This is a genomic window from Gordonia sp. KTR9, assembly GCF_000143885.2.
Lineage (GTDB): Bacteria > Actinomycetota > Actinomycetes > Mycobacteriales > Mycobacteriaceae > Gordonia.
The window spans coordinates 4,082,448-4,103,920 of record NC_018581.1; the positions used below are offsets into that span (position 1 = coordinate 4,082,448).

At 67.8% G+C, this 21,473-nt stretch carries 20 protein-coding genes; 17 read left to right on the forward strand and 3 right to left on the reverse strand.

Features of this window, described 5'->3' with window-relative positions; genetic code table 11:
• Positions 1-19 precede the first annotated feature (19 nt).
• From KTR9_RS19195 to KTR9_RS19245, 11 genes are all read left to right on the forward strand, one after another.
• The gene (locus KTR9_RS19195; RefSeq protein WP_010844611.1) at positions 20-1,138 is read left to right on the forward strand and encodes an aromatic/alkene monooxygenase hydroxylase subunit beta; all 1,119 of its coding nucleotides are present in this window, start codon (positions 20-22) and stop codon (positions 1,136-1,138) included.
• A gap of 2 nt (positions 1,139-1,140) precedes the next feature.
• Complete coding sequence (gene mimD, locus KTR9_RS19200; RefSeq protein ID WP_014927755.1) at positions 1,141-1,479, forward strand: propane 2-monooxygenase effector subunit MimD; 339 nt, start codon at positions 1,141-1,143, stop codon at positions 1,477-1,479.
• A 170-nt stretch (positions 1,480-1,649) separates the two neighbouring features.
• Entirely contained in the window at positions 1,650-2,696 is a 1,047-nt protein-coding gene (locus KTR9_RS19205) for an amidohydrolase family protein (protein WP_014927756.1), read from the forward strand.
• Complete coding sequence (locus KTR9_RS19210; protein ID WP_014927757.1) at positions 2,693-3,493, forward strand: iron-sulfur cluster assembly protein; 801 nt, start codon at positions 2,693-2,695, stop codon at positions 3,491-3,493. The genes KTR9_RS19205 and KTR9_RS19210 overlap by 4 nt, the downstream gene beginning before the upstream one ends.
• Before the next feature lie 3 nt (positions 3,494-3,496).
• Complete coding sequence (locus tag KTR9_RS19215) at positions 3,497-4,522, forward strand: NAD(P)-dependent alcohol dehydrogenase (RefSeq protein ID WP_014927758.1); 1,026 nt, start codon at positions 3,497-3,499, stop codon at positions 4,520-4,522.
• Between the two features lie 210 nt (positions 4,523-4,732).
• Positions 4,733-6,385 (forward strand): chaperonin GroEL, encoded by a 1,653-nt coding sequence (gene groL / locus KTR9_RS19220; RefSeq protein ID WP_014927759.1) that lies wholly within the window; start codon positions 4,733-4,735, stop codon positions 6,383-6,385.
• 296 nt (positions 6,386-6,681) lie between these two features.
• Positions 6,682-8,475 carry a sigma-54-dependent Fis family transcriptional regulator gene (locus KTR9_RS19225; protein WP_014927760.1) on the forward strand — a complete coding sequence of 598 codons (1,794 nt, stop codon included), beginning with the start codon at positions 6,682-6,684 and terminating at the stop codon, positions 8,473-8,475.
• Positions 8,476-8,625: 150 nt separating this feature from the next.
• The gene (locus tag KTR9_RS19230) at positions 8,626-10,404 is read left to right on the forward strand and encodes an acyl-CoA dehydrogenase (RefSeq protein ID WP_014927761.1); all 1,779 of its coding nucleotides are present in this window, start codon (positions 8,626-8,628) and stop codon (positions 10,402-10,404) included.
• Between the two features lie 64 nt (positions 10,405-10,468).
• A complete protein-coding gene (locus tag KTR9_RS19235) occupies positions 10,469-11,230 on the forward strand; it encodes an SDR family NAD(P)-dependent oxidoreductase (RefSeq protein ID WP_014927762.1) in 762 nt (253 codons plus the stop codon).
• A 53-nt stretch (positions 11,231-11,283) separates the two neighbouring features.
• The gene (locus KTR9_RS19240) at positions 11,284-11,814 is read left to right on the forward strand and encodes a PH domain-containing protein (protein ID WP_014927763.1); all 531 of its coding nucleotides are present in this window, start codon (positions 11,284-11,286) and stop codon (positions 11,812-11,814) included.
• Positions 11,801-13,306, forward strand: coding sequence for a PH domain-containing protein (locus KTR9_RS19245; protein WP_014927764.1), 1,506 nt, complete (start codon positions 11,801-11,803; stop codon positions 13,304-13,306). The genes KTR9_RS19240 and KTR9_RS19245 overlap by 14 nt, the downstream gene beginning before the upstream one ends.
• Before the next feature lie 9 nt (positions 13,307-13,315).
• Here the strand turns inward: KTR9_RS19245 and chrA are convergent, their stop codons facing one another.
• Positions 13,316-14,776, reverse strand: a complete 1,461-nt coding sequence (gene chrA, locus KTR9_RS19250) for a chromate efflux transporter (RefSeq protein WP_014927765.1) — start codon at positions 14,774-14,776, stop codon at positions 13,316-13,318.
• Between the two features lie 171 nt (positions 14,777-14,947).
• On the opposite strand from chrA, the gene KTR9_RS19255 reads away from it, so the two are divergent.
• Both KTR9_RS19255 and KTR9_RS19260 read left to right on the forward strand, forming a co-directional pair.
• Positions 14,948-15,424 (forward strand): Chromate resistance protein ChrB, encoded by a 477-nt coding sequence (locus KTR9_RS19255; RefSeq protein WP_010844623.1) that lies wholly within the window; start codon positions 14,948-14,950, stop codon positions 15,422-15,424.
• Positions 15,421-15,852 (forward strand): chromate resistance protein ChrB domain-containing protein, encoded by a 432-nt coding sequence (locus KTR9_RS19260; protein ID WP_010844624.1) that lies wholly within the window; start codon positions 15,421-15,423, stop codon positions 15,850-15,852. The genes KTR9_RS19255 and KTR9_RS19260 overlap by 4 nt, the downstream gene beginning before the upstream one ends.
• A 57-nt stretch (positions 15,853-15,909) precedes the next feature.
• Here the strand turns inward: KTR9_RS19260 and KTR9_RS19265 are convergent, their stop codons facing one another.
• On the reverse strand, positions 15,910-16,176 hold the full coding sequence (locus tag KTR9_RS19265; protein ID WP_010844625.1) for a hypothetical protein: 267 nt from the start codon (positions 16,174-16,176) through the stop codon (positions 15,910-15,912).
• Between the two features lie 112 nt (positions 16,177-16,288).
• Here KTR9_RS19265 and KTR9_RS27425 point away from each other — a divergent pair, with 112 nt between their 5' ends.
• The 3 genes from KTR9_RS27425 to KTR9_RS19275 all read left to right on the forward strand — a co-directional run bounded on the left by KTR9_RS27425 (position 16,289) and on the right by KTR9_RS19275 (position 19,235).
• Positions 16,289-16,525: a hypothetical protein gene (locus KTR9_RS27425; RefSeq protein ID WP_148281217.1), complete on the forward strand. Its 237-nt coding sequence runs from the start codon at positions 16,289-16,291 to the stop codon at positions 16,523-16,525.
• Positions 16,526-16,641: 116 nt separating this feature from the next.
• Positions 16,642-18,474, forward strand: a complete 1,833-nt coding sequence (locus tag KTR9_RS19270; RefSeq protein ID WP_044507102.1) for a hydroxysqualene dehydroxylase — start codon at positions 16,642-16,644, stop codon at positions 18,472-18,474.
• A 41-nt stretch (positions 18,475-18,515) separates the two neighbouring features.
• Positions 18,516-19,235 carry a TetR/AcrR family transcriptional regulator gene (locus KTR9_RS19275; protein WP_014927767.1) on the forward strand — a complete coding sequence of 240 codons (720 nt, stop codon included), beginning with the start codon at positions 18,516-18,518 and terminating at the stop codon, positions 19,233-19,235.
• On the opposite strand, the gene KTR9_RS19280 is transcribed toward KTR9_RS19275, so the two are convergent.
• Positions 19,163-19,678 carry an NUDIX domain-containing protein gene (locus KTR9_RS19280; RefSeq protein ID WP_044507105.1) on the reverse strand — a complete coding sequence of 172 codons (516 nt, stop codon included), beginning with the start codon at positions 19,676-19,678 and terminating at the stop codon, positions 19,163-19,165. The genes KTR9_RS19275 and KTR9_RS19280 overlap by 73 nt on opposite strands.
• 76 nt (positions 19,679-19,754) lie before the next feature.
• Between KTR9_RS19280 and KTR9_RS19285 the strand changes: the two genes are divergently transcribed.
• Positions 19,755-21,464, forward strand: a complete 1,710-nt coding sequence (locus KTR9_RS19285; RefSeq protein ID WP_014927769.1) for a nucleobase:cation symporter-2 family protein — start codon at positions 19,755-19,757, stop codon at positions 21,462-21,464.
• Positions 21,465-21,473: the final 9 nt, after the last annotated feature.

Sequence of the window (21,473 nt, forward strand, 5' to 3'; positions counted from 1 at the left end):
CCCCCGAGGAGCGCGCAGTATGTCCGCACCCACCGCACCCAAAGCCAGTCAGCGGGAACGCAGTTTCCCGTCCATCGAGTTCACCGACGCCGAGGCCGGCGCCAAGGACTTCCCCAGTTCCAAGAGCCGCAAATACAGCTACTACCAACCGGCCAAGAAGCGCGCGACGATGTATGAGGACGTCACGGTCGACGTGCAGCCCGATCCCGAGCGGCACCTCAGCCAGGGCTGGATCTACGGCTTCGGCAACGGTCCCGGTGGATACCCACAGGAGTGGACGACGGCGAAGTCGAGCAACTGGCACGCCTTCCTCGATCCCAACGAGGAGTGGGACCAGACGATCTACCGGAACAACTCCGCGGTCGTCCACCAGGTCGACCTGTGCCTGCAGAACGCCAAGCGGGCACGCGCATACGATTCCTGGAACTCACCGTGGCTGAAGTTCATCGAGCGCAACCTCGGCGCCTGGATGCACGCCGAGAACGGGCTGGCGCTACACGTGTTCACCTCCATCCAGCGGTCGGGTCCGACCAACATGATCAACACCGCCGTGGCGGTGAACGCCGCCCACAAGATGCGTTTCGCACAAGACCTCGCACTGTTCAATCTCGATCTGTCCGAGGCCGAGGAGGAGTTCGACGGCGAGGCACACAAAGCGGTGTGGCAGGCAGCACCGGAGTGGCAGCCGACCCGCGAGGTGGTCGAGCGTCTGACGGCGGTCGGCGACTGGTGCGAGCTCCTCTTCGCCACGAACATCGTCTTCGAACAGCTCGTCGGATCGCTGTTCCGCTCGGAGCTGGTCATGCAGGTCGCCGCCCGCAACGGCGACTACATCACCCCCACCATCGTCGGCACCGGTGAGTACGACTACGACCGCGACCTGGCCTACACCAGGAGCCTGTTCCGAATCCTCACGCGCGACGACGAATTCGGAGACCAGAACAAGGAGCTGTTCGCCCGGTGGCTCGCCGTGTGGGTGCCCCGGTGCCTCGAGGCGGCCCGTGCGCTGCAACCGATCTGGTCCCAGCCGGCGGACAAGTCGATCACCTTCGCCACCAGCCTGGACGCGGCAACCGCCAAGTTCACCGACCTACTGACATCAATCGATGTCGCCATCCCCGAGGAGTTGACCAAGTGACCATGCAATTCGGTGCGGAGACCGAGTTCTCCAACATGTGCGGCGTGACCCTGATGAACACCCCGATCGGCCGCGTCGTCGCCGACGTCATGGGCGCGAAGGACGGCGTGGAACTCACCGAGTACCCCTCGATGATCCGCGTGGACGGGGTCAACCGGCTCGAGTTCGACTACGACGAACTGACCGATGCGCTCGGTCAGGACTTCGACGGCTCGATCTTCGAGGAGATCAGCTCGACCCACTACGGGCGGATGGTGCACCTCGACGACCGGACCTTCCTGTTCGCCAGCCCCGAGGATGCCGCCGAGTACATCGGTTTCGACCTCACCGCCCAGAGCTGAGCCGCGACCGCGAGTCCACCACCGCGCCTGCGTCGTGACCGCCGGCGGACGCTTCCCGGCGGTCACGACGCATACCAACCCACCCCGATCTCGCGCCCGTCGTCAACGACTTTCGCCACACAGCCCGCCTCACCGCCGAGACCACAGCCCACCATCTTCAGGAGCACACGATGTACGAGAAGAACGGCGACAAGTACTTCATCGTCGACGCCCATGTCCACCTCTGGGACGGACGCGAATCAAACCAGCGGAACATTCACGGCAAGCAGTTCATCGACTGCTTCTACGACTACCACCGCAACCTCAGCCCCGAGGAGGAGGTGTGGGACTACGACACCTACACCTACTACGGTCCGGATCGGCTCATGCGTGACCTCTTCGAGGACGGGCCGGCCGACCACGCGATCTTCCAGGCCACCATCCTGAAAGACTTCTATGTCAACGGTTTCGCGCAGGTCGACGACAGCCTGAAGCTGTGCGAAGACAACCCCGGCCTGCTGACCTACAACCACGCCTACGATCCCCGGCACGGCGAGGCGGGCCTCGAACAACTGCGCCGCGACGCAGAGACCATGAACCTCAAGGGCGTCAAGCTCTACACCGCCGAATGGTTCGGGGACTCACGCGGTTACAAGCTCGACGACGCGTGGTCGCGGCGCTACCTCGAGGAATGCATCAAGCTCGGCATCAAGAACGTCCACGTCCACAAGGGCCCGACGATCCGGCCGCTGGACCGCGACGCCTTCGACGTTGCCGACGTCGACAAGGTGGCCACCGATTACCTGGACCTGAATTTCGTCATCGAGCACGTCGGTCTGCCGCGGCTCGAGGACTTCTGCTGGATCGCGACACAGGAGTCAAACGTGTTCGGTGGCCTGGCCGTGGCCATCCCGTTCATCCACACCCGGCCGCGGTACTTCGCGCAGATCATCGGCGAACTCCTGTACTGGATCGGCGAGGACAAGATCCTGTTCGCCAGCGACTACGCCCTGTGGACTCCGCAGTGGCTGGTCGAGAGATTCGTCGACTTCCAGATCCCGGCAGACATGACCGAGTACGCGCCGATCACCGTGGAGCAGAAGAAGAAGATCCTCGGCCTCAACGCGGCGGCGCTCTACCCGCACATCGAGGTGCCCGAGGAACTCCGACTGCCCACCAGCGCAGCCGATCCGGATGCCGAGGTGGCGGCAGGCGCAAAGGATGCGGTGAACGCATGACCGCGTTGGACCATCGTCCGGCGCCCGGCGCCGGACACGCGACCCGCCTCGAGGCCGACGTCCTCGCCGCGCTGGCCACGGTGCTCGATCCCGAACTCGACGAGCCGATAATCGATCTCGGCTTCGTCCGGTCGATCCGGATCGACGACGCCGGGGTGACGGTCCATCTGCGCCTGCCGACCTCGTTCTGCTCGCCGAATTTCGCCTACCTGATGGGTTCGGACGCCCTCGACGCACTCGAGGACATCGATGGAATCGGTCAGGTGCGGGTCCTGCTCGACGACCATCACGACAGCGACAAGATCAACACCGGCCTCGACGCCCACGCGGGGTACCGGGGCACGTTCGGGGTGGAGGCGCTCGACAGTCTCGACGAGCTACGACTGACGTTCCGCCGCAAGGCACACACCGCCGCGATGGAACGCTGCGTCGCGGCCGAGATCACCTCCGGACGCGTGCTGGTGTCCGAGGTCGACCGCCTTGCGCTCCGCGATCTCCCCCGCGGTCACCGGAAGTCGGCGTTGCTGCGCCGGCGGATGGAGCTGGGACTCAGCGTCTGTCCCAACAGCCTGGTCGTCGTCGACGAGGAGGGCCGGCCGTTGCCACCCGAGCAGGTGCCCATGCGCCTGCGATTCGCCCGCTCGGTGCGGATCTCGATGGAGGGCAACAGCCACTTCTGCCGCGGCCTGCTCGCCACCCGCTACGCCGACGACCCGGCCTGCGACGGCCAGAGCGGGCCCGTCATCACCGACCTCCGAACCACACACGGCAGCAGCACACGAACGGAACAGGAGTAGACAATGCGCGCAGTACAGGTCGTGGGTTACCACGACAAGTTGCAACTGAACGACGTTCCGGCGCCGGTGGTGACCGGCCCGCTCGACGTGATCGTGAGGATCGGCGGCGCGGGGGTGTGCCGCACCGACCTGCACATCCTCGAGGGCCAGTGGGAAGAGAAATCCGGTGTGGTGCTTCCATACACGATCGGACACGAGAATGCCGGATGGGTCGATGCGATCGGGGACGCGGTCACGAACGTGGCTGTCGGCGACAAGGTGATCCTGCACCCGCTCATCACGTGCGGCCTCTGCCGGGCTTGCCGGTTCGGCGACGATGTCCACTGCGAGAACAGCCAGTTCCCCGGCATCGACACCGACGGCGGGTATGCCGAGTACCTGAAGACCACCGCTCGCAGCGTCGTGCGGATCGACGACTCACTCGAACCCGCCGCCGTCGCCGCCCTCGCCGACGCGGGCCTGACGGCGTATCACGCCGCCGCCAAGGTCGCCCGCATGACGCGGCCCGGTGACACCTGCGTGGTGATCGGCGCGGGAGGACTGGGCCACATCGGGATCCAGGTCCTCGCCGCCATCTCCGCGGTCCGGCTCATCGTGGTGGACCGCAACCCCGATGCCGTCGGACTCGCGCAGCAGATCGGCGCCGACGTCGGGATCGTCGCCGACGGTTCGCACGTCGAGAAGGTCCTCGAACTCACCGGCGGGCACGGCGCCGAGGCCGTGCTCGACTTCGTCGGAGAGGGCGGGGCCACCGCCGAGGGCACCGCGATGCTGCGGCGCGCCGGCAACTTCTTCGTCGTCGGCTACGGCGAGAACATCGACGTGCCGACCATCGATGTGATCTCCACCGAGATCAATTACATCGGCAACCTCGTCGGGTCCTACAACGACCTCGGGGAACTGATGGACCTCGCCGCGCGGGGAAAAGTCACGCTGCACACCAGCACCTACGCCCTCGACGACTTCCAGCAGGCGCTCGACGACCTCGACGCAGGCCGGGTCCGCGGGCGGGCGATCCTCGTGCCCTGACCTCCCTTCTCCGCGCCCTGAGGTGCGGGCGCAGCACCGCCCTCTGCTCCCTGAGGTGCGAGCGCAGCACCGCACTCTGCTCCCTGAGGTGCGAGCGCAGCACCGCCCTCTGCTCCCTGAGGTGCGAGCGCAGCGAGCCTCGAAGGGAAGGGACACAACGGATTCACCGCAGTACACAGCCGAGAACAACGAACGAAAGGCAGGACGACCATGGCCAAGGAGTTGCGCTACAACGCCGAAGCGCGGCTGCGCCTCGAGCGAGGGGTCAACGCACTCGCCGACGCGGTCAAGGTGACGCTGGGACCGAAGGGACGCAACGCCGTTCTGGAGAAGCTCACCGGCCCCCCGACCATCACCAACGACGGGGTGACCATCGCCCGCGAGATCCAGTTGCGCGACCCGTTCGCCAACATGGGCGCCCAGCTGGTCAAAGAGGTGGCGATGAAGACCAACGGGGTCGTCGGTGACGGCACCACCACCGCGACCGTGCTGGCGCAGGCGATGGTTCGCGAGGGTCTGCGCGCGGTCGAACAGGGTGCCAACCCGATGCGCGTGCGGCGCGGTATCGAACGTGCAATCTCGACTGTGATCGAGTCGCTGTCGGAACAGTCCGTCGCACTCGGCGGTCGCGGAGACCTCGAGCGCATCGCCACCCTCGCCGCCAGTGATGACGAGGTGATCGGGTCGGCGATCGCCTCGGCCGTCGAGTACGTGGGCCGCAACGGCGTCATCACGACCGAGGAGAGCGACGCGCTCGGGCTCGGCGTCGACGTGGTCGACGGCATCGAGTTCGACCACGGGTACATCTCGGGCTACATGGTCACCGATCACGAACGGATGGAAGCCGTTCTCGACAACCCGGTGGTCCTGCTCACGAACAAGAAGATCACCACGGTGCAGGAGATCATGCCCAGCATCGAGGCGGCCAAGCGCGCCGACCGTCCGCTGCTGGTCCTCGCCGAGGACGTCGACGGTCCGGCACTGCAACTCCTCGTCGGCGGCAACATGCACAAGACGATGCAGTCGGTGGTGGTCCGCGCCCCGGGCTTCGGCCATCGGCGCGTCGCCGAACTCGAGGATCTCGCCGTGGCGCTGGGTGGTCATGTGATCGCCAAGGACACCGGCCTGGAGTTGTCGGAGGTGTCGGCCGATCATCTGGGCCAGTGCGACCGGGTCACCGTCACCGAGGATGCCACGACGATCGTCGGCGCACGTGGTGAGCAGAGTCTCGTCGACGCGCGTGTCGCCCAGCTCGAAGCACAGCACGCCCGTGCCCGGATCGACGCCGACCGCGACAGCCTGGAGCTCCGGATCGCGCGGCTGACCGGCAGGGTTGCGGTGATCCGGGTCGGCGGGGTCACCAGCGTCGAACTCAAGGAACGCATGCTCCGTGTGGAAGACGCGCTCGCAGCCACTCGTGCTGCAGTGGAGGACGGCATCGTCTCCGGGGGCGGGACGGCCCTTGCCCAGGCGCACCGGGCCCTGGACTCGCTCGCCGACGTGTCGGGTGACGAGGGCGTCGGCGTCGACGTGGTCCGCCGATCCCTGGCCGAACCCCTCTTCTGGATCGCCACCAACGCCGGGTTCGACGGCGACGAGGTGGTACGCGTCGTGACCGGACTGCCGCTGGGCCATGGCTTCAACGCGATGAGCGGTGGCTACGGCGACATGTTCGACGAGGGTGTCATCGATCCGGCGAAGGTCACCAAGGCCGCGCTGGAGAGCGCGGCGTCCATCGCCGCCCTGTTGATCACCACGGAGACCGCGGTCGTCGAGGAGGTCCTGACTCATCCGGGCGCCATCGAGGCACCCGGCTTCGGCGACCTCGCCGAGGGGATGGTCCGGCCGTCGAACATCTACTAGAGCGCGCATCACCTGAACCGCCACCGGCCGGCCCACGCCGGTCGGTGGCCACCGACCCCGGCGGGGACGTCACCGCACAACGGTGACGTCGGGCCGGTCGCGACCGGAATTCGTTCTCGGCGTCGATCGCGGCCGGCCCACTGCCGAGCCGGGGTCGGCTGCGCGCGGACACATGCGTGCCCGGAAGCGGGTCGGTTCGCCGGATCGGTACCAGGTTCGACGCCCGCGACCAGCACTTACTCTGTACACTGCGGATGATGTGAGACGTACATCACAGTAGGGAGTTGTCCACCGCGGTGAAGCATCAGCCCACAGCCCAGGCCCGGAATTCGACCACCTTCGTCGCTCGCGCACGCGAACGCTTCCTGAGCGACGACGGAATCCCCGACGACCGCATCGACGGCACGGTCCGAGACGCCATCTCCACCTCGTGGCGGCGCTCGCGGTCGTTCAAGGTGCAGGCAGACCGCCTCGAATTGCCTTTTGTCCGTGAACCGAACACCGACAGCCCCCTCATGAGCGCCGCGCGGCCGGTGCTCGATCAACTCGCCGTCGATCTGTCGGACGAACCTGTGAGCATCATCCTCACCTCGCCCGACGGTGTCGTGCTCTCCCGCGCGGCCGGCAGCGGTGAACTGCTCACCCAACTCGACGCCGTATCCCTCGCTCCCGGTTACAGCTACAGCGAGGAACACGCCGGCACCAACGGGATCGGAACCGCACTGGAGACGAGGCAGGCGACACTCGTCACCGGCGCCGAACACTATGCGGGCTGCCTCGCCCAGCTGAGCTGCGCCGGGGTCCCGATACGGAATCCGTTCTCCGGCGGCATCGTCGGCGCACTCGATCTCACCGGCTGGGTGGAAGAGGGCGGTTCACTTCTTCTCTCGCTGGCCAAGTCGGCCACCGTCCAGATCGAGCAACAGATGCTGACGAACGCCAGTGAGCGCGAATCACGGCTTCTCGCAGCCTATCTCGCAACCTGCCGACGGGCTCCCCAGATGATGGTCCTCGCACTCGCCGCCGACGTCGTGCTGATGAACCGCCGCCTCCGTCAGAGCATCGATCCACAGGACCAGGTGTCGATGCTCGAGCACGCGGTGGACCTGACCCTCGACACCGGCGCCGCCCGACGCGTCAACACCCTGCCCAGCGGCCGCACCGTCCGGTTGGCACCGGTCGCCGAGTTCTCCGACAACGACGCCGGCATCGCGGTCTTCCACGTGCACCTGATGGATCCAGGGTCGTTTCCCGAGCCACGGCGCCGACCGACGACGGCAGCCACGCTGCCCGGCATCGTCGGCCGCAGCTCGTCATGGCGAGAATGCTGCGATCGCATCGCCCAGCACGTCGGAGCCGGCCGCTGGATCGCGGTGTCGGGCGAGCGCGGGAGCGGCCGGGCTGCGGTGCTACGCGCGGCCGCGGGCCAGTACCGCCGTGGCACCATACGCGTCTTCTCCGCCGAGGACTTCTCCGACGCCGACACCCTCGACAGTTTCGGTACCGAGATCGAGCGCGACGACTTCGCCATCATCCTGCGCGACATCGACGAGTTCGACGACGACATGCTGTTCGACGTCGCCGACGTGCTGCAGGGGCGCGAACACGCAGGATGGCTCGGAATAACCCTCGGCAACGTCGACACCTTGCCCGCCCTGGGCGCGACCCTGCTGCCGTTCTTCTCCCACACCGTGGAGGTGCCGCCACTCCGGCACCGCATCGAAGACCTACAGGTCCTGGTACCCGCCATCCTCCGACAACTCACCCGGGGAAAGGAACTCCCGGTCGCCCCGGACGCGATGCGACAGCTCAGCAAGTACACCTGGCCCGGCAACGTCGCCGAACTGCGGCAGGCCCTGCGCGACGTGGTCACCCATCACCGGTCCGGGACGATCACGGTCAAACAGCTTCCCCCGACCTATCGGGCGCAGAGCCGACACACCCTCACCCGCATCGAGGCGCTCGAACGGGACGCCATCGTGCGCAGCCTCGAGGAGAACGGTCACAACAAACTGGCCGCCGCCCACGCGCTGGGCATCTCCCGCGCGACGATCTACCGAAAGATCAAAGAGTTCGGCATCGACGTGTGACGGCGCGACCCGGCGTCGTCGGTCCGCACGCAGCCCGGCGCCGAGCCGAGCCGGGGTGTGTCGTCGTGTCCTGGTCCGGCCGGGGCATGATGGACGAGCGGCGGACATTCAGATACCGGCGCCCGCCGCCCGATCGACGAGGAATTTGCGATGAGCACACCCATGTCCCGCCGGGACCTCGAGTTCCTGCTGTACGAATGGCTCGATGTCGAGTCCCTGACCTCGCGCGACCGGTTCGCCGCGCACTCACGCGAGACCTTCGACGCCGTACTCGAACTCAGCGCCGACATCGCGATGAAGTGCTTCGCACCCGCCAACAAGATCGGCGACGCCAACGAGCCCTACATCGGCGACGACGGCAAGGTCGTGCTGCCCGACGAGATCGTCGCCGGGCTCGCCGAGTACCGCAAGGCAGGCCTGATCTCCGCCTCCTTCGACGAGGAACTCGGCGGCATGCAATTGCCGACCGTCATCCGCCAGGCATCGGCCGTGTGGTTCCAGGCCGCCAACGCCGCCATGTCGTCGTACAACTTCCTCACCATGGGCAACGCCAACCTGCTCGCCGAATACGCCACCGAGGAGCAGCGCGAGACCTGGGTCCGTCCCCTCGTCGAAGGCCGCTTCTCCGGCACGATGTGCCTGTCCGAACCGCAGGCCGGGTCGTCGCTGGCCGACATCACCACCAAGGCCGAACCCGCAGGCGACGGCACCTACCGGATCACCGGCACCAAGATGTGGATCTCGGCCGGCGACCACGAACTCACCGAGAACATCGTCCACCTCGTCCTGGCGAAGATCCCCGGTGGTGGCCCCGGCGTCAAGGGCATCTCACTGTTCATCGTGCCCAAGTACCTCGCCGACGGGACCCGCAACGACGTCGCGCTCGTCGGCCTCAACCACAAGATGGGCAACCGCGCCACCACCAACACCCTGCTCAACTTCGGCGACGGCACGTTCGCCGCCGACCCGACATCCGGCGCTGTTGGTTACCTGGTCGGCGAGGAGCACCGCGGCCTCTCCTACATGTTCCACATGATGAACGAGGCGCGCATCGGTGTCGGATTCCTCGCCACCGCACTGGGTTACGCCGGTTACCGGGCCTCACTCGAGTACGCGAAAGTGCGCACGCAAGGCCGGCCCGTCGACCAGAAAGACCCCTCGACCAAGCCGGTCCCGATCATCGAACACGCCGACGTGCGCCGCATGCTGCTCGCCCAGAAGTCCTATGTCGAGGGCTCTCTCGCGTTCGGGCTGTACTGCAGCACCCTCGTCGACGAGGCGGCGACCGCGACCGACCCCGCCGAACGCGATCGGTTGAACCTGTTGCTCGAGGTGCTCACCCCGATCGCGAAGAGCTGGCCCTCCCAATGGTGTCTCGAGGCCAACAGCCTCGCGATCCAGGTCCACGGCGGTTACGGCTACACCCGCGAATTCGACGTCGAACAGTACTACCGGGACAACCGGCTCAACCCGATCCACGAAGGCGCACACGGCATCCACGGACTCGACCTCCTCGGGCGCAAGGTGATCATGCAGGGCGGCGCCGGACTCGCCGGCCTGGCCCAGACCATCGAGACCACCGTCGGACGCGCACGTGGGGTCGACGGACTCGCCGATCACGCCGAGGCGCTGCACTCCGCGGTGGACCGCCTGGTGAAGGTGACCGCCCACATCTGGTCGGCAGGCGACCCCAAGCTGTCACTGGCCAACGCGACCGTCTACCTGGAGACGGCCGGACACATCGTGATCGCCTGGATGTGGCTCGAGCAGCTCCTCGCGGTCGGCACCCGGACCGGCGATTTCTACGACGGCAAACGTGCTGCCGCGCAGTACTTCTTCCGGTATGAGCTCCCCAAGACCGGTCCCCAGCTCGACCTGCTGACCGCCCTCGACCGCACGACTCTCGACGTCGAACCCGCCTGGTTCTGACGCCTTTTCCTGCCGGCCGGCGCACCGCGTCGGACGTCTTGCCGAGTACCCAAGGGAGACAACGATGTCCGTGATGGATCTGTTCGACACCACCGGCAAGGTGGTCATCGTGACCGGCGCCTCGTCCGGGCTGGGGGTCTCGTTCGCGCGTGGCTTCGCCGAGGCCGGCGCGGACGTGGTGCTCGCCGCCCGGCGGGCGGAGAAGCTCGCCGACACCGCCGCGGCGGTCGAGGCGCTGGGACGCAAGGCGCTGGTGGTGCCCGCCGACGTGGCCGACCCCGACCAGTGTCAGCGCGTCGTCGACGCCGCGATGGAAACCTTCGGCAAGGTCGATGTGCTCATCAACAACGCCGGTGTCGGGACGGCATTCCCCGCGACCCGCGAGACACCCGAACAGTTCCGCGGGGTCATCGACGTCAACCTCAACGGCTCCTACTGGATGGCCCAGGCCTGCGGGCGGGTCATGCAGCCGGGTAGCGCGATCATCAACATCTCGTCGATCCTGGGCATCACCACGGCCGGCTTGCCGCAGGCGGCCTACGCCGCGAGCAAGGCAGGAGTCATCGGTCTCACCCGCGATCTCGCCCAGCAGTGGGGCGCGCGCAAGGGCATTCGCGTCAACGCCATCGCCCCCGGTTTCTTCGAGAGCGAGATGACCGACACCTATCAGCCGGGGTACCTCGACTCCCAGATGCCACGGGTCCTGCTCGGCCGGACCGGACACGGGGAAGAGCTCGCGGCCACCGCGATCTGGCTGGCCTCGGCCGCCGCCGGATACGTCACCGGCCAGACACTCCCCGTCGACGGCGGGATCACGGTCACCTAGCGCGACGTCGGTCCGACGGCGACACCGGCTCTTCCACAACTAGACTGACGGCAATGGACCCCTCATCTGATCCACCGCTGCCGGCGCACTCCGAGGTACACCCGACCCTGCGCGAGCCGGCGAACCGGGTCGATCCGCGCGCCAAGACCCTGTGGCGCATCGGCCCTCTCGTCCTCGGTGTACTCGGCGTCGTCGCCGCCGTCGTGGTGGCCGTGGTCGTCGACGAGGCGCGTTGGGCCGCGGTGCTCGGGGCCATTCTCATCGCCGTGCTCGCAGTCGTCTACACCGCTGTCGTCCCGGTGTGGCGCTACCGTTTTCACCGGTGGGAGGTCAGCGACGACGCGGTGTACTCGCAATCGGGCTGGTTCGTCCGGCACCGCGTGATCATCCCGATCGCCCGAATACAGGTGGTGGACACCGAGGCCGGCCCGTTCGAGCAGCTCCTCGGGCTGGCGACGCTCACCGTCACCACGGCGTCGTCGGCCGGCACCATCCACATCGCCGGCCTCGACGCCGAGGTCGCGCGGACGACCGCCGCCGACCTGACCATCCGCACACAGGCTTTCACCGATGACGCGACCTGAGCCGTTCGCCGTCGACGGGCCCGACGACTGGCACCGGCTGTCGCCGTGGATGATGGCGGTCAAACCCGTCGAACTCCTGCCCTCCCTGGTGCCGGTCGTGATCGCGCTGGTCTTCGCCGGTTCGGGCGCACCGCTGTTCACCCTGATCGCCACGGCGGTGATCGTGCCGTTCGTGACGGTGGTGCCCTGGCTGACCACGCGCTACCAGGTCACCGATGAACACGTCCGGGTGCGCAGCGGACTGATCACCCGCAAGGTCGCGACTGCGCGCCGGGACCGGATCCGCAGTGTCGACCTCACGGCCTCCCCGGTGCACCGCGTGCTGAAACTGCAGAAGGTCAAGATCGGCACCGGCGGTGACGACGAGTCGTCGACGGTCGTCCTCACCGCTCTCCCCGTGGACCAGGCGCGGGCACTGCACGACAACCTGATGGCGACGCGCACCCACCGGGGACTGTCATCGCCGGCCGACGGGACACATCCCGACGATCCGGCCGCCGCGGAACCCGAAGCCGAGGTGCTGGCCCGGTTCCAGACCTCCTGGCTGCGCTACTCCCCCTTCTCGGTCGCCGGGCTCGCGCTGGCCGCCGGCGCGGCCGGCCTCACCGCGCAGATCGCCAACGACGCCGGGGTCTTCGACGAGGGGATCGGCATCGCGCGCGACGCCGTCGACGCGGTGCGCGACACCGCGATCGGATTCGTCGTCCTGGGGGCGTGCCTCCTCGTGATCATCGTCGGCGGCGTCCTGTCGGTCCTGGGGTACGTCCTGAACTACTGGAACTTCCGGCTCCTCCGCCATCCCGACGGGACCCTGCGCACCGAACGCGGACTGCTCACCACCAACGCGATCAGCTTCGACGAGCGGCGTATCCGTGGCAGTCACCTCACCGAGCCGGTACTCATGCGGCCACTGAAAGGTGCTCGGCTGCAGGCGATCGCCACCGGCAGCACCAAACACCCGCTGCTGCTCCCGCCGGCACCCATCGACGAGGCCATGCGCGTCGCCGGACTCGTCACCCACGAACGGGCCGAGCTGACCACACCGCTCGTCGGACACGGCACCACCGCCCGGTTGCGCCGCCTCAACCGCGGATTCCTGTGCGGGGCCGCGGCACTCATCGTCATCGGCATCGCCGTCGTCACCCGCGCGATCCCGGCACCCTGGCTCGTGGTGGGAGTCGTCGCAGTCCTCTTCTCGACCGCACTCGGCGTCGTCCGCGCCCGTCATCTCGGACATCGGTTGACGGCTCGCTCGGTGGTCATCGCCCCGCCGAGCGTCGCCCGGCAACGCGTGGTCGTCGACCGGGACGGCGTGATCGGCTGGGCCAGCCGCACGTCGCTCTTCCAACGCCGGGGCGGCGTGACCACGCTGATACTCGCCACGGCCGCGGGCGCCGAGCACTACGCGCTCGTCGACGTCGAGGAGGAGACCGCGGCGGCCGTGGCCCACGACGTCTCGCCCGACTGGATTCGCCCGTTCCTCACACGCTGATCTCGACGGTCAGTACAGGGGCAGGCCGGCCGCGGCGGCGAGCAATCCGAGCACCGCGCAGACGCCGAGGGTGCGGAGCACGGACTGCTTGAGCGGATAGATGAGGACGAAGGCGATCACCGTGATCACGAGCGCGAGCGGCCGCAGCGTGTCGAGGTGCGGGACCGCGAGGTGCAACGGTCCGGCGGTGACGACCGTGGTGTCGCGGAAGAGCGTGTGCAGGGCGAAGTAGAGGGCGAGGTTCGCGATCACGCCCACCACCGCCGCGGTGACGCCGTTCAGCGCGGACGTGAGATGCCGGTTGTTGCGCAGCTTTTCGATGAACGGTGCACCGAGGAAGATGAACACGAAACTCGGCACGAAGGTGACCCAGGTGGTCAACAGCGCGCCGATGGTCGCCGCGACCCAGGGATCGAGTCCGCCGGGATCGCGGTAGGCGCCGAGGAACGCGACGAACTGGACGACCATGATGAGGGGGCCGGGCGTCGTCTCGGCCAGTCCCAGTCCGCGCACCATCTCGCCGGGGGTTACCCAGCCGTAGACGTCCACCGCCTGCTGGGCGATGTAGGCCAGGACGGCATAGGCACCACCGAAGGTGATGAGGGCGGTCCAGGTGAAGAACGTGCCCTGCTGGGTGAACACACTGCCCGTCCCGGTGGTTGCCACGACGATGCCCATCGGGATGACCCAGGCCAGCACACCGACGCCGAGCACGATCGCGGCGCGACGCCAGCTCGGGGACGCCGTGTGGATCGCGTCGTCGGCGATGACCGGCGCCGGCCCGTCGTCCGATGTCTCGGCACGGGCGGTGACGTGGTGGCGGCCGGTCAACCAGCCGACGAGGCCGGCCGCCGCGATGACGATCGGGAAGGGAAGGGCGAAGACCGCGAGCGCGATGAATGCGGCGACGGCGATGGCGATCTGGATACGCCCGGTGAGTGCCCGCTTGCTGACCCGGGTGACCGCCTGGGCGACGATCGCCAGCACTGCCGGGCCGATACCGGCGAACAGCGCGGCCACGATGGTGGTTGCCCCGAACGCGACGTAGACGGCCGACAGTCCCAGGATCGCGATCGCGCCCGGCAAGACGAAGAGGATGCCGGCGATCAATCCCCCGGCGGTGCCGTTGAGCAGCCAGCCGACGTAGATGGCGAGTTGCTGCGCCTCGGGTCCCGGCAGCAGCATGCAGTAGTTGAGAGCGTGCAGGAACCGGCGCTGACCGATCCAGCGCCGATCGTCGACCAGCGCGCGCTGCATCACCGCGATCTGGCCCGCGGGGCCTCCGAAGGTCTGCAGCGAGATCAGGAACCACGCCCAGGTCGCGGTTCGCAACGACACACCCGCCGACGGATCGACCACTGCGCCCGTTCCACCGGCAGCCGACTCACCGGCCACCGGCTCCGACGGCACCTCCGACCGCCTGGACGAATCCGAACCTCCGGGCAGACCGGATCTCTCCGACATCGCCACACCCAACCCTCTCTCGCATGCCGCGGGCTTCTGGTGCCACGGCCGTCGTGCACTGCAGCAGATGCAACCACGGTTACAATTGAGTTGTCCAGGGTTTGATGCAGGGTGAGCGGCGGGTCACGACATCGGTTGCCGTTGCATGATCTGATGGACATGTCGAGGAGGTGATCGGTGACCGAAGCCTGGGTGATGCTCGTGTACCGGGTACCGCGGGAGCCGTCGACGCCGCGAATCGCGATCTGGCGCAAACTCCGCAGGTACGGCGCATACCAGCTGACCGACGGGGTGGTCCTGCTGCCCGCGAGCCCCCGAACCCGCGAACAACTCGAATGGGTGGCCGAGGACGCGGTCAGCGCCGGCGGCTCGGGCGAGGTCTGGGAGGCCGCGCCCACCAATCCGGCTGAGCTCGAACGGATCCGGACCGAACTCCAGGAGGCGCGCGGCGCCGAGTACGCCGAGATCGTGGCCGAGGCACAACACGTGGCCGAGCACGCCGACCCAGCCAAACAGCTGGGCGCGCTGCGTCGCAGGTTCCGCGAGATCACCCGCCGGGATCATTTTCCGACCGAATCGCGCGAGACCGCCCGCCAAGCGCTCCGCACCCTGGCCGACCAGGTCGTCGAGGCCGAACCGGCGCGGCCGTCATGAGGTGGGCGACGCGCGCCGGCGTCCACATCGACCGGGCGGCCTGCGCATGGCTCATCCGCCGTTACGTCGATCCCGCCGCGGAGTTCGTCTTCGTCACCGATCCCACCGAAATCCCCTCGGATGCCACCCCTTTCGACATGCGCGGGGTCGAGCTGGGCCATCACGACGGCGACTGCACCTTCGAGACCATCCTGCGCAGGCACGACCTGGGCGACCCCGTCCTGTGGGCGATCGCCGAGATCGTCCACGAGGCCGACATCGAAGACGACCGGTACGACGCCCCGGAGGCACCGGGACTCGACGTCGTCCTCCGCGGGTTGTCACTCTCCGGCGACGACACCCGGACACTCCAGGTCGCCGACGCCATCTTCGACGGCCTGTACGAGTACTACCGCCAGCGCACCCTCACCGGCCGCGAACCGTCGTGAGCAAGTGCTCCACGGGGCGCGGTCGCGGTAGATACACAGACCGCTTCCGAGTGGCACTCACGATGCCCGCCGGTGCCTTGTGGACCCTGCTCGCCGTGCATCGGGAGGGTCGGCCAGGTCCGAGTAGGACAGGGGCAGCCGGGTGCGTACCCGCTGCGCCAGGTCCGGCAGGTCCAGCGCCTCGAGATAGACCGCCCACGCGGCGGCCGGCATGCGCGCACAGAGATCCCCGTCGAGACGGACCTCCGGCCGCCGACGCTGAGCCGCGGCCACTCGTGACCGGTCTGCGGCCGTGAAGATCTCGGCCGGCGTGGTGACGAACATCGCGCTCTCTTCCCCCGAAAAGTTCAATCAACTGCATCTCCTAGTGTGCCATCCTGCATTTATGGGGGAAACACTACGGGTGCGCTGTGACGGATGCGGGGCCGAGATATCGGTGAGGATCACCGGCGGACGAGGGATATCCGCAGTTCAGCGCGCCGCACGCATCGACGCAGTGCTCGGAGCGGCCGGATGGTCGACCACCGGTCTGACCGACTTCTGTCCCGACTGCATCGACACCGACCCGGAACCTACCGCCGGAACCCGGCCGCACCTGACCATCGTGCGCGACCAGCCGTCGGCGTGGGCCGACCGCGATCCCACCGCCGGGACGCCGACACCGACCGACTGAGACGATTCGCCAAAACCGTCCGACCCGCTTTCGCGCTGTGGTAGACATCACACCAGATGAGTCAACGCTGACTGTTCTCGGTCGGCCGAGATCGTGTCGACGAAGGGGTCGTGGGGATGACGGACGCCAATTCCAACTCGAAACTCAACTCTCCGAACGGTTTTCCGCGTCGATCCGTGTTGCGCGGATCGGCGGCCGCCGCGGTGCTCGCCGGAACCGCGGTGGCGTTGCCGGGCGTCGGCGTACCCACCGCACGGGCGGTGCCTCGTCAAGGCCGCGGGCGCGGTCGCGACGTCGCGATCTTCGGCGGCGGGATGGCCGGCTTGTCCGCGGCGCACGAGCTCATCGAACGGGGCTTCGCGGTCACGGTCTACGAACCGTCCCGGCTCGGAGGCAAGGCCTACAGCCACGACGTCCCGGGCACCGCGCGGGGCGGGCGCCTCGCGCTCCCCGGCGAGCACGGTTTCCGCTTCTTCCCCGGCTGCTACCAACACGTGCCGGACACCATGGAGCGAATTCCGCTGGGCGCGAGCAATGTTCGAGATCGGCATCTCGTCGACGTCGAGTCGGCGGTGATCGCTTTCGACGACGCCGGATACGCGCCGACCACCGCCCCGGCATCGATCATGGGTTTTGTCCAACACGCGTCCGAGATAGTGACGCTGGACAACCTGCGCAACGCGTTCATGACCGGGCTGAAGTTCGTCGTCGATGTCCCGCCTCCCGAACTCGCCTTCTTCGTCACCCGCGAGCTGATCATCGCGACGAGCTGCACCGAGCGCCGGATCGGCCAGTGGGAGAACCAGTCCTGGATGCAGTTCGTGAAGTCCAAGGGCAAGTCTCGGGCCTACCAGCGATACCTCGTCGGAGCGCTCACGCGAGCACTCGTCGCGGCCAAACCCGACACCGCGTCGGCCCGCACCATCGGCCAGATCGGACTCGCCCTGGCCACGTCGGCGACCGGACTGGTCAGCGGCTACGACGCCGGGCTCGTGCACGGCGGAGTCGACCGGATCCTCAACCGCCCCACCAACCATGCGTGGATCGATCCCTGGGTAGCCCACCTCCGCCGTCGTGGCGTCCGGTTCGAGATGGGGACCGGTCTGGCGCGGCTGACTCTCGCCCGCGGCCGGATCAGCGGTGCGCAACTCGCGTCGGGCGCGTCGGTGGATGCCGACTGGTACGTCGCCGCGATGCCGATCGACCGGCTCCGTCCGCTGCTGTCGCCCGAGCTGATCAGCGCCGACCCGTCGCTGGCCGGGATTCATGCCCTGAAAGACGACTGGATGGTCGGCATCCAGTACTTCCTCTCCCGGCGCGCCGACATGCCGCCGAGCCACATCGCGGCGCTGGGTACTCCGTGGGCGCTGACCGGGCTGTTCCAGGCCCGTCCGTGGAACGTCGACTTCGCGCGTACCTACGGGGACGGCCGGGTGAAAGACTGTCTGTCCATCGACATCTCGGAATGGGAGAAGCCGGGCATCCTCTACGGCAAACCCGCCAGGCAATGCACCCGGAACGAGATCGCGCGCGAGGTGTGGGCACAGATGAGCCGCGCGATGAACTCCGGGTCGCGAAAGATCCTGCGGTCGGAGGAGATCGTCACCTGGTCCCTCGACCCGGGCATCACCTGGTCGCCGTCGATCGCCAACGCCACCCCGCTGATGGTGAACACCGCAGGCTCGTACAAGAACCGGCCGAACGCCTACACATCCATCCCGAATCTGTTCATCGGGGGCGACCACGTCCGGAGCAACATCGATCTCGCCACGATGGAAGGCGCCAACGAATCCGGGCGTCGGGTGACCAACGCGATCATCGCGGCCGCCGACAGCCCCGCCCGCGCGGCCACCGTGTTCCCGCTCTGGGAGCTGCCGATGCTCGAGCCGCTGAAACAGATCGATCGCGATCGCTACCGGGCGCGACTCCCGCACATCCTCGACGTCTGAGGCCGTCGATAATCAGCGACGCTCCGAACTACGATGCCTCCGTGACCACCTCCCCCGGCGCCGCCCGGCGCGCGCGGCAGCAACGCAGCGGGGTCACCCAGACCCGCATCCTCGATGCCGCGATCCGCGTCCTCGTCGACAGCGGGTACGCCGCCGCCAGTACGGTCGCGATCCAGAACGAGGCGGGCGTCAGCCGGGGCAGGTTGTTGCACCACTATCCCTCGCGCGACGCGCTGCTGATGGCGGCCGTCGGACACCTCGCCCGTACCCGGATCGCCGAACTGCCCAGTCGCGTGGACTGGCCGGCAGATCCGATCCAGCGCATCGCGCTGGCCACCGACGTCGGGTGGTCGACCTTCCACCAGCCGTATTTCGTCGCGTCGATGGAACTGTGGGTGGCCGCGCGGACCAATGCCAATCTGCGTACGGCGCTGCTACCGACCGAGCGTGAGATCGGCCAGACCGTGCGACGCGCGGTGGCCGGTTTCCTCGGTCCCGAACTCACCGCGTCGCCGCGTTACGCCGATCTCTATCCGCTGCTCCTGACCAGCATGCGCGGCGCGGCGACGACCTACCTCATCGACCGGCGCGACCCGACGACCGATCCCCACCTCCCCCTGTGGCGGGACCTCACCCGCGTGTACCTCCTCGGCGACGCCGGGGTCACCCGGTCCGCCGAGTCGTCGCCTCAGTCCCCCGAGTCCGCCACGTCCCCGGACGATGCCAGCGCCTCGAGCAGCCGGTCGACGAACGGGACCTGAGCGGGATTGAGCCTGGTCCGCGCGAGATCGGTCGAACACCACTCGGCGCGATCGATCTCCGGGAACGCCCGCATCCGGCCCGACCGGGGCGGCCACATCAGATCGAACGTGTTGCTGACGACAGACGCAACGTCGAGGTCACCCGCCACGCCGAAACCGATCACCCGCTTGCCGCTCTTGAGCGTCACCTCGCCGAGTTCGATCGGCCGGCCATCCGGTACCGGGCTCCCGATCTCCTCGGCATACTCACGCCGGGCGGCGGCCCACTCGTCCTCCCCCGGTTCGACGAGCCCCTTGGGCAACGACCACGACCCCGCATCCGGCTTGCGCGCCCAGATCGGGCCACCGGGGAACACGAGGAGGACCTCGACGCCGGCGCGGTCCGCGGGCGCCCGGCGATAGAGCAGAATGCCCGCGCTGCGGCGGGAAGCGGTTGCGGTCACCGATATATCTTGCCGGAAACCCCGCCGATACACGGCTGCTCAATTCCGGAAACCTGCGAGCCGTAGAAATCGACCCATGTCGGTTCTGGGCGTCATCAAGAACGGGAAGACCGCCGCGCATCCGGTGGACGAGATCCCACCCTTCGTTCGTCTCTTCCCCCTCGGCCTGCAGCATGTGCTGGCCATGTACGCCGGAGCGGTGGCGGTACCGCTCATCGTCGGTGGGGCGATGGTGAGCGCGGGTCAGCTCCAACAGGGCGACATCGTGCACCTGATCATGGCCGACCTCTTCGTCGCCGGCATCGCGACGATCCTGCAGGCGGTCGGCTTCTGGCGGTTCGGGGTGCGCCTCCCGCTGATGCAGGGCGTGACCTTCGCCGCCGTCGGACCGATGATCACCATCGGGACGTCGTACGGCATCACCGCCATCTACGGTTCGGTGATCGCGTGCGGCGTGTTCATGATCGCGGTCGCACCGATCGTCGGACGACTGATCCGCTTCTTCCCGCCGCTGGTCACCGGGACCATCATCCTCATCATCGGGGTGTCCCTGATGCGGGTGGCGGCAGGCTGGTTCGGCGGGGGCACCGCCGCGGGTCCCGACTTCGGCGACCCGAAGAACATCGCCTTCGGCTTCCTCACCCTTGCCGTCATCATCGGCATCGAGCGATTCGCGCCCCCGGCGATCCGGCGGGTGTCGATCCTGCTCGGCCTGGCGGCCGGCACCCTGATCTCGATCCCGTTCGGGATGACGCACTGGGATCAGGTCGGCGAGTACCCCTGGCTCGGCATCCCGCAGCCGTTTCAGTTCGGCGCACCCACCTTCGAGATCAGCGCGATCGTCTCGATGATCATCGTCGGCGTCGTGATCATGACCGAGACCACCGGGGACATCGTCGCCGTCGGCGAGATCGTCGACAAGAAGATCACACCCCGCAAGCTCGCCGACGGCATGCGCGCCGACGGCCTGGGCACCGCGCTCGGCGGCGTGTTCAACACCTTCCCGTACACGGCGTTCGCCCAGAACGTCGGCCTCGTGGCGATCACCGGCGTGAAGACCCGCCACGTCGCGACCTGCGCGGGCATCATCCTGGTCGTCCTCGGCCTCCTGCCGAAGATGGCAGCGGTCATCGAGGGCATACCCCTGCCGGTGCTCGGCGGCGCCGGGGTCGCCCTGTTCGGCATGGTCGCGGCCAGCGGCATCCGGACGCTCGCCAAGGCGAAGCTCAACAACACCAACATCCTGGTCGTCGCCATCTCGGTGGGTGTGGCGATGCTGACCGAGGCCAAGATCTACTACACCGACCGCGAACTCGGTGAGGAGCCGGTCAACGTCGTCCTCGATCTGTACGCCCAGTTCCCCGACTGGTTCCAGACCATCTTCCATTCAGGGATCTCCGCCGGCGCCCTCACCGCGATCGTGCTGAACCTCCTGTTGAACACGCGGAGTGTCTCCGCCGATCCGGTCGATTACCACAACACCGGGGACATCGCGGTGGTCGGCACTCCCGATGGAACAACCGACCTCTCCGGCGCCGACGGCGTTCGTGCCGCCGCCTTCGACCCCCGGGACGCGCTGGCGGCCGCAGACCCCGACACCCCGGCGGACACCCTCCGCTATCTGGCCGAACACGCCCCGTCGCTGCACCCGTTCATCGTCACCAATCCGGCGACGCCCAAGGACCTGGCCGACCACATCAAGAGCCTCGGCGACCCGAAGGTGTTGCGGCTCTTCGACACCTGGGACGGTTACACCTCAGGCGGATTCTCCCGGCGCGGGTCCTGACCCGGCTTC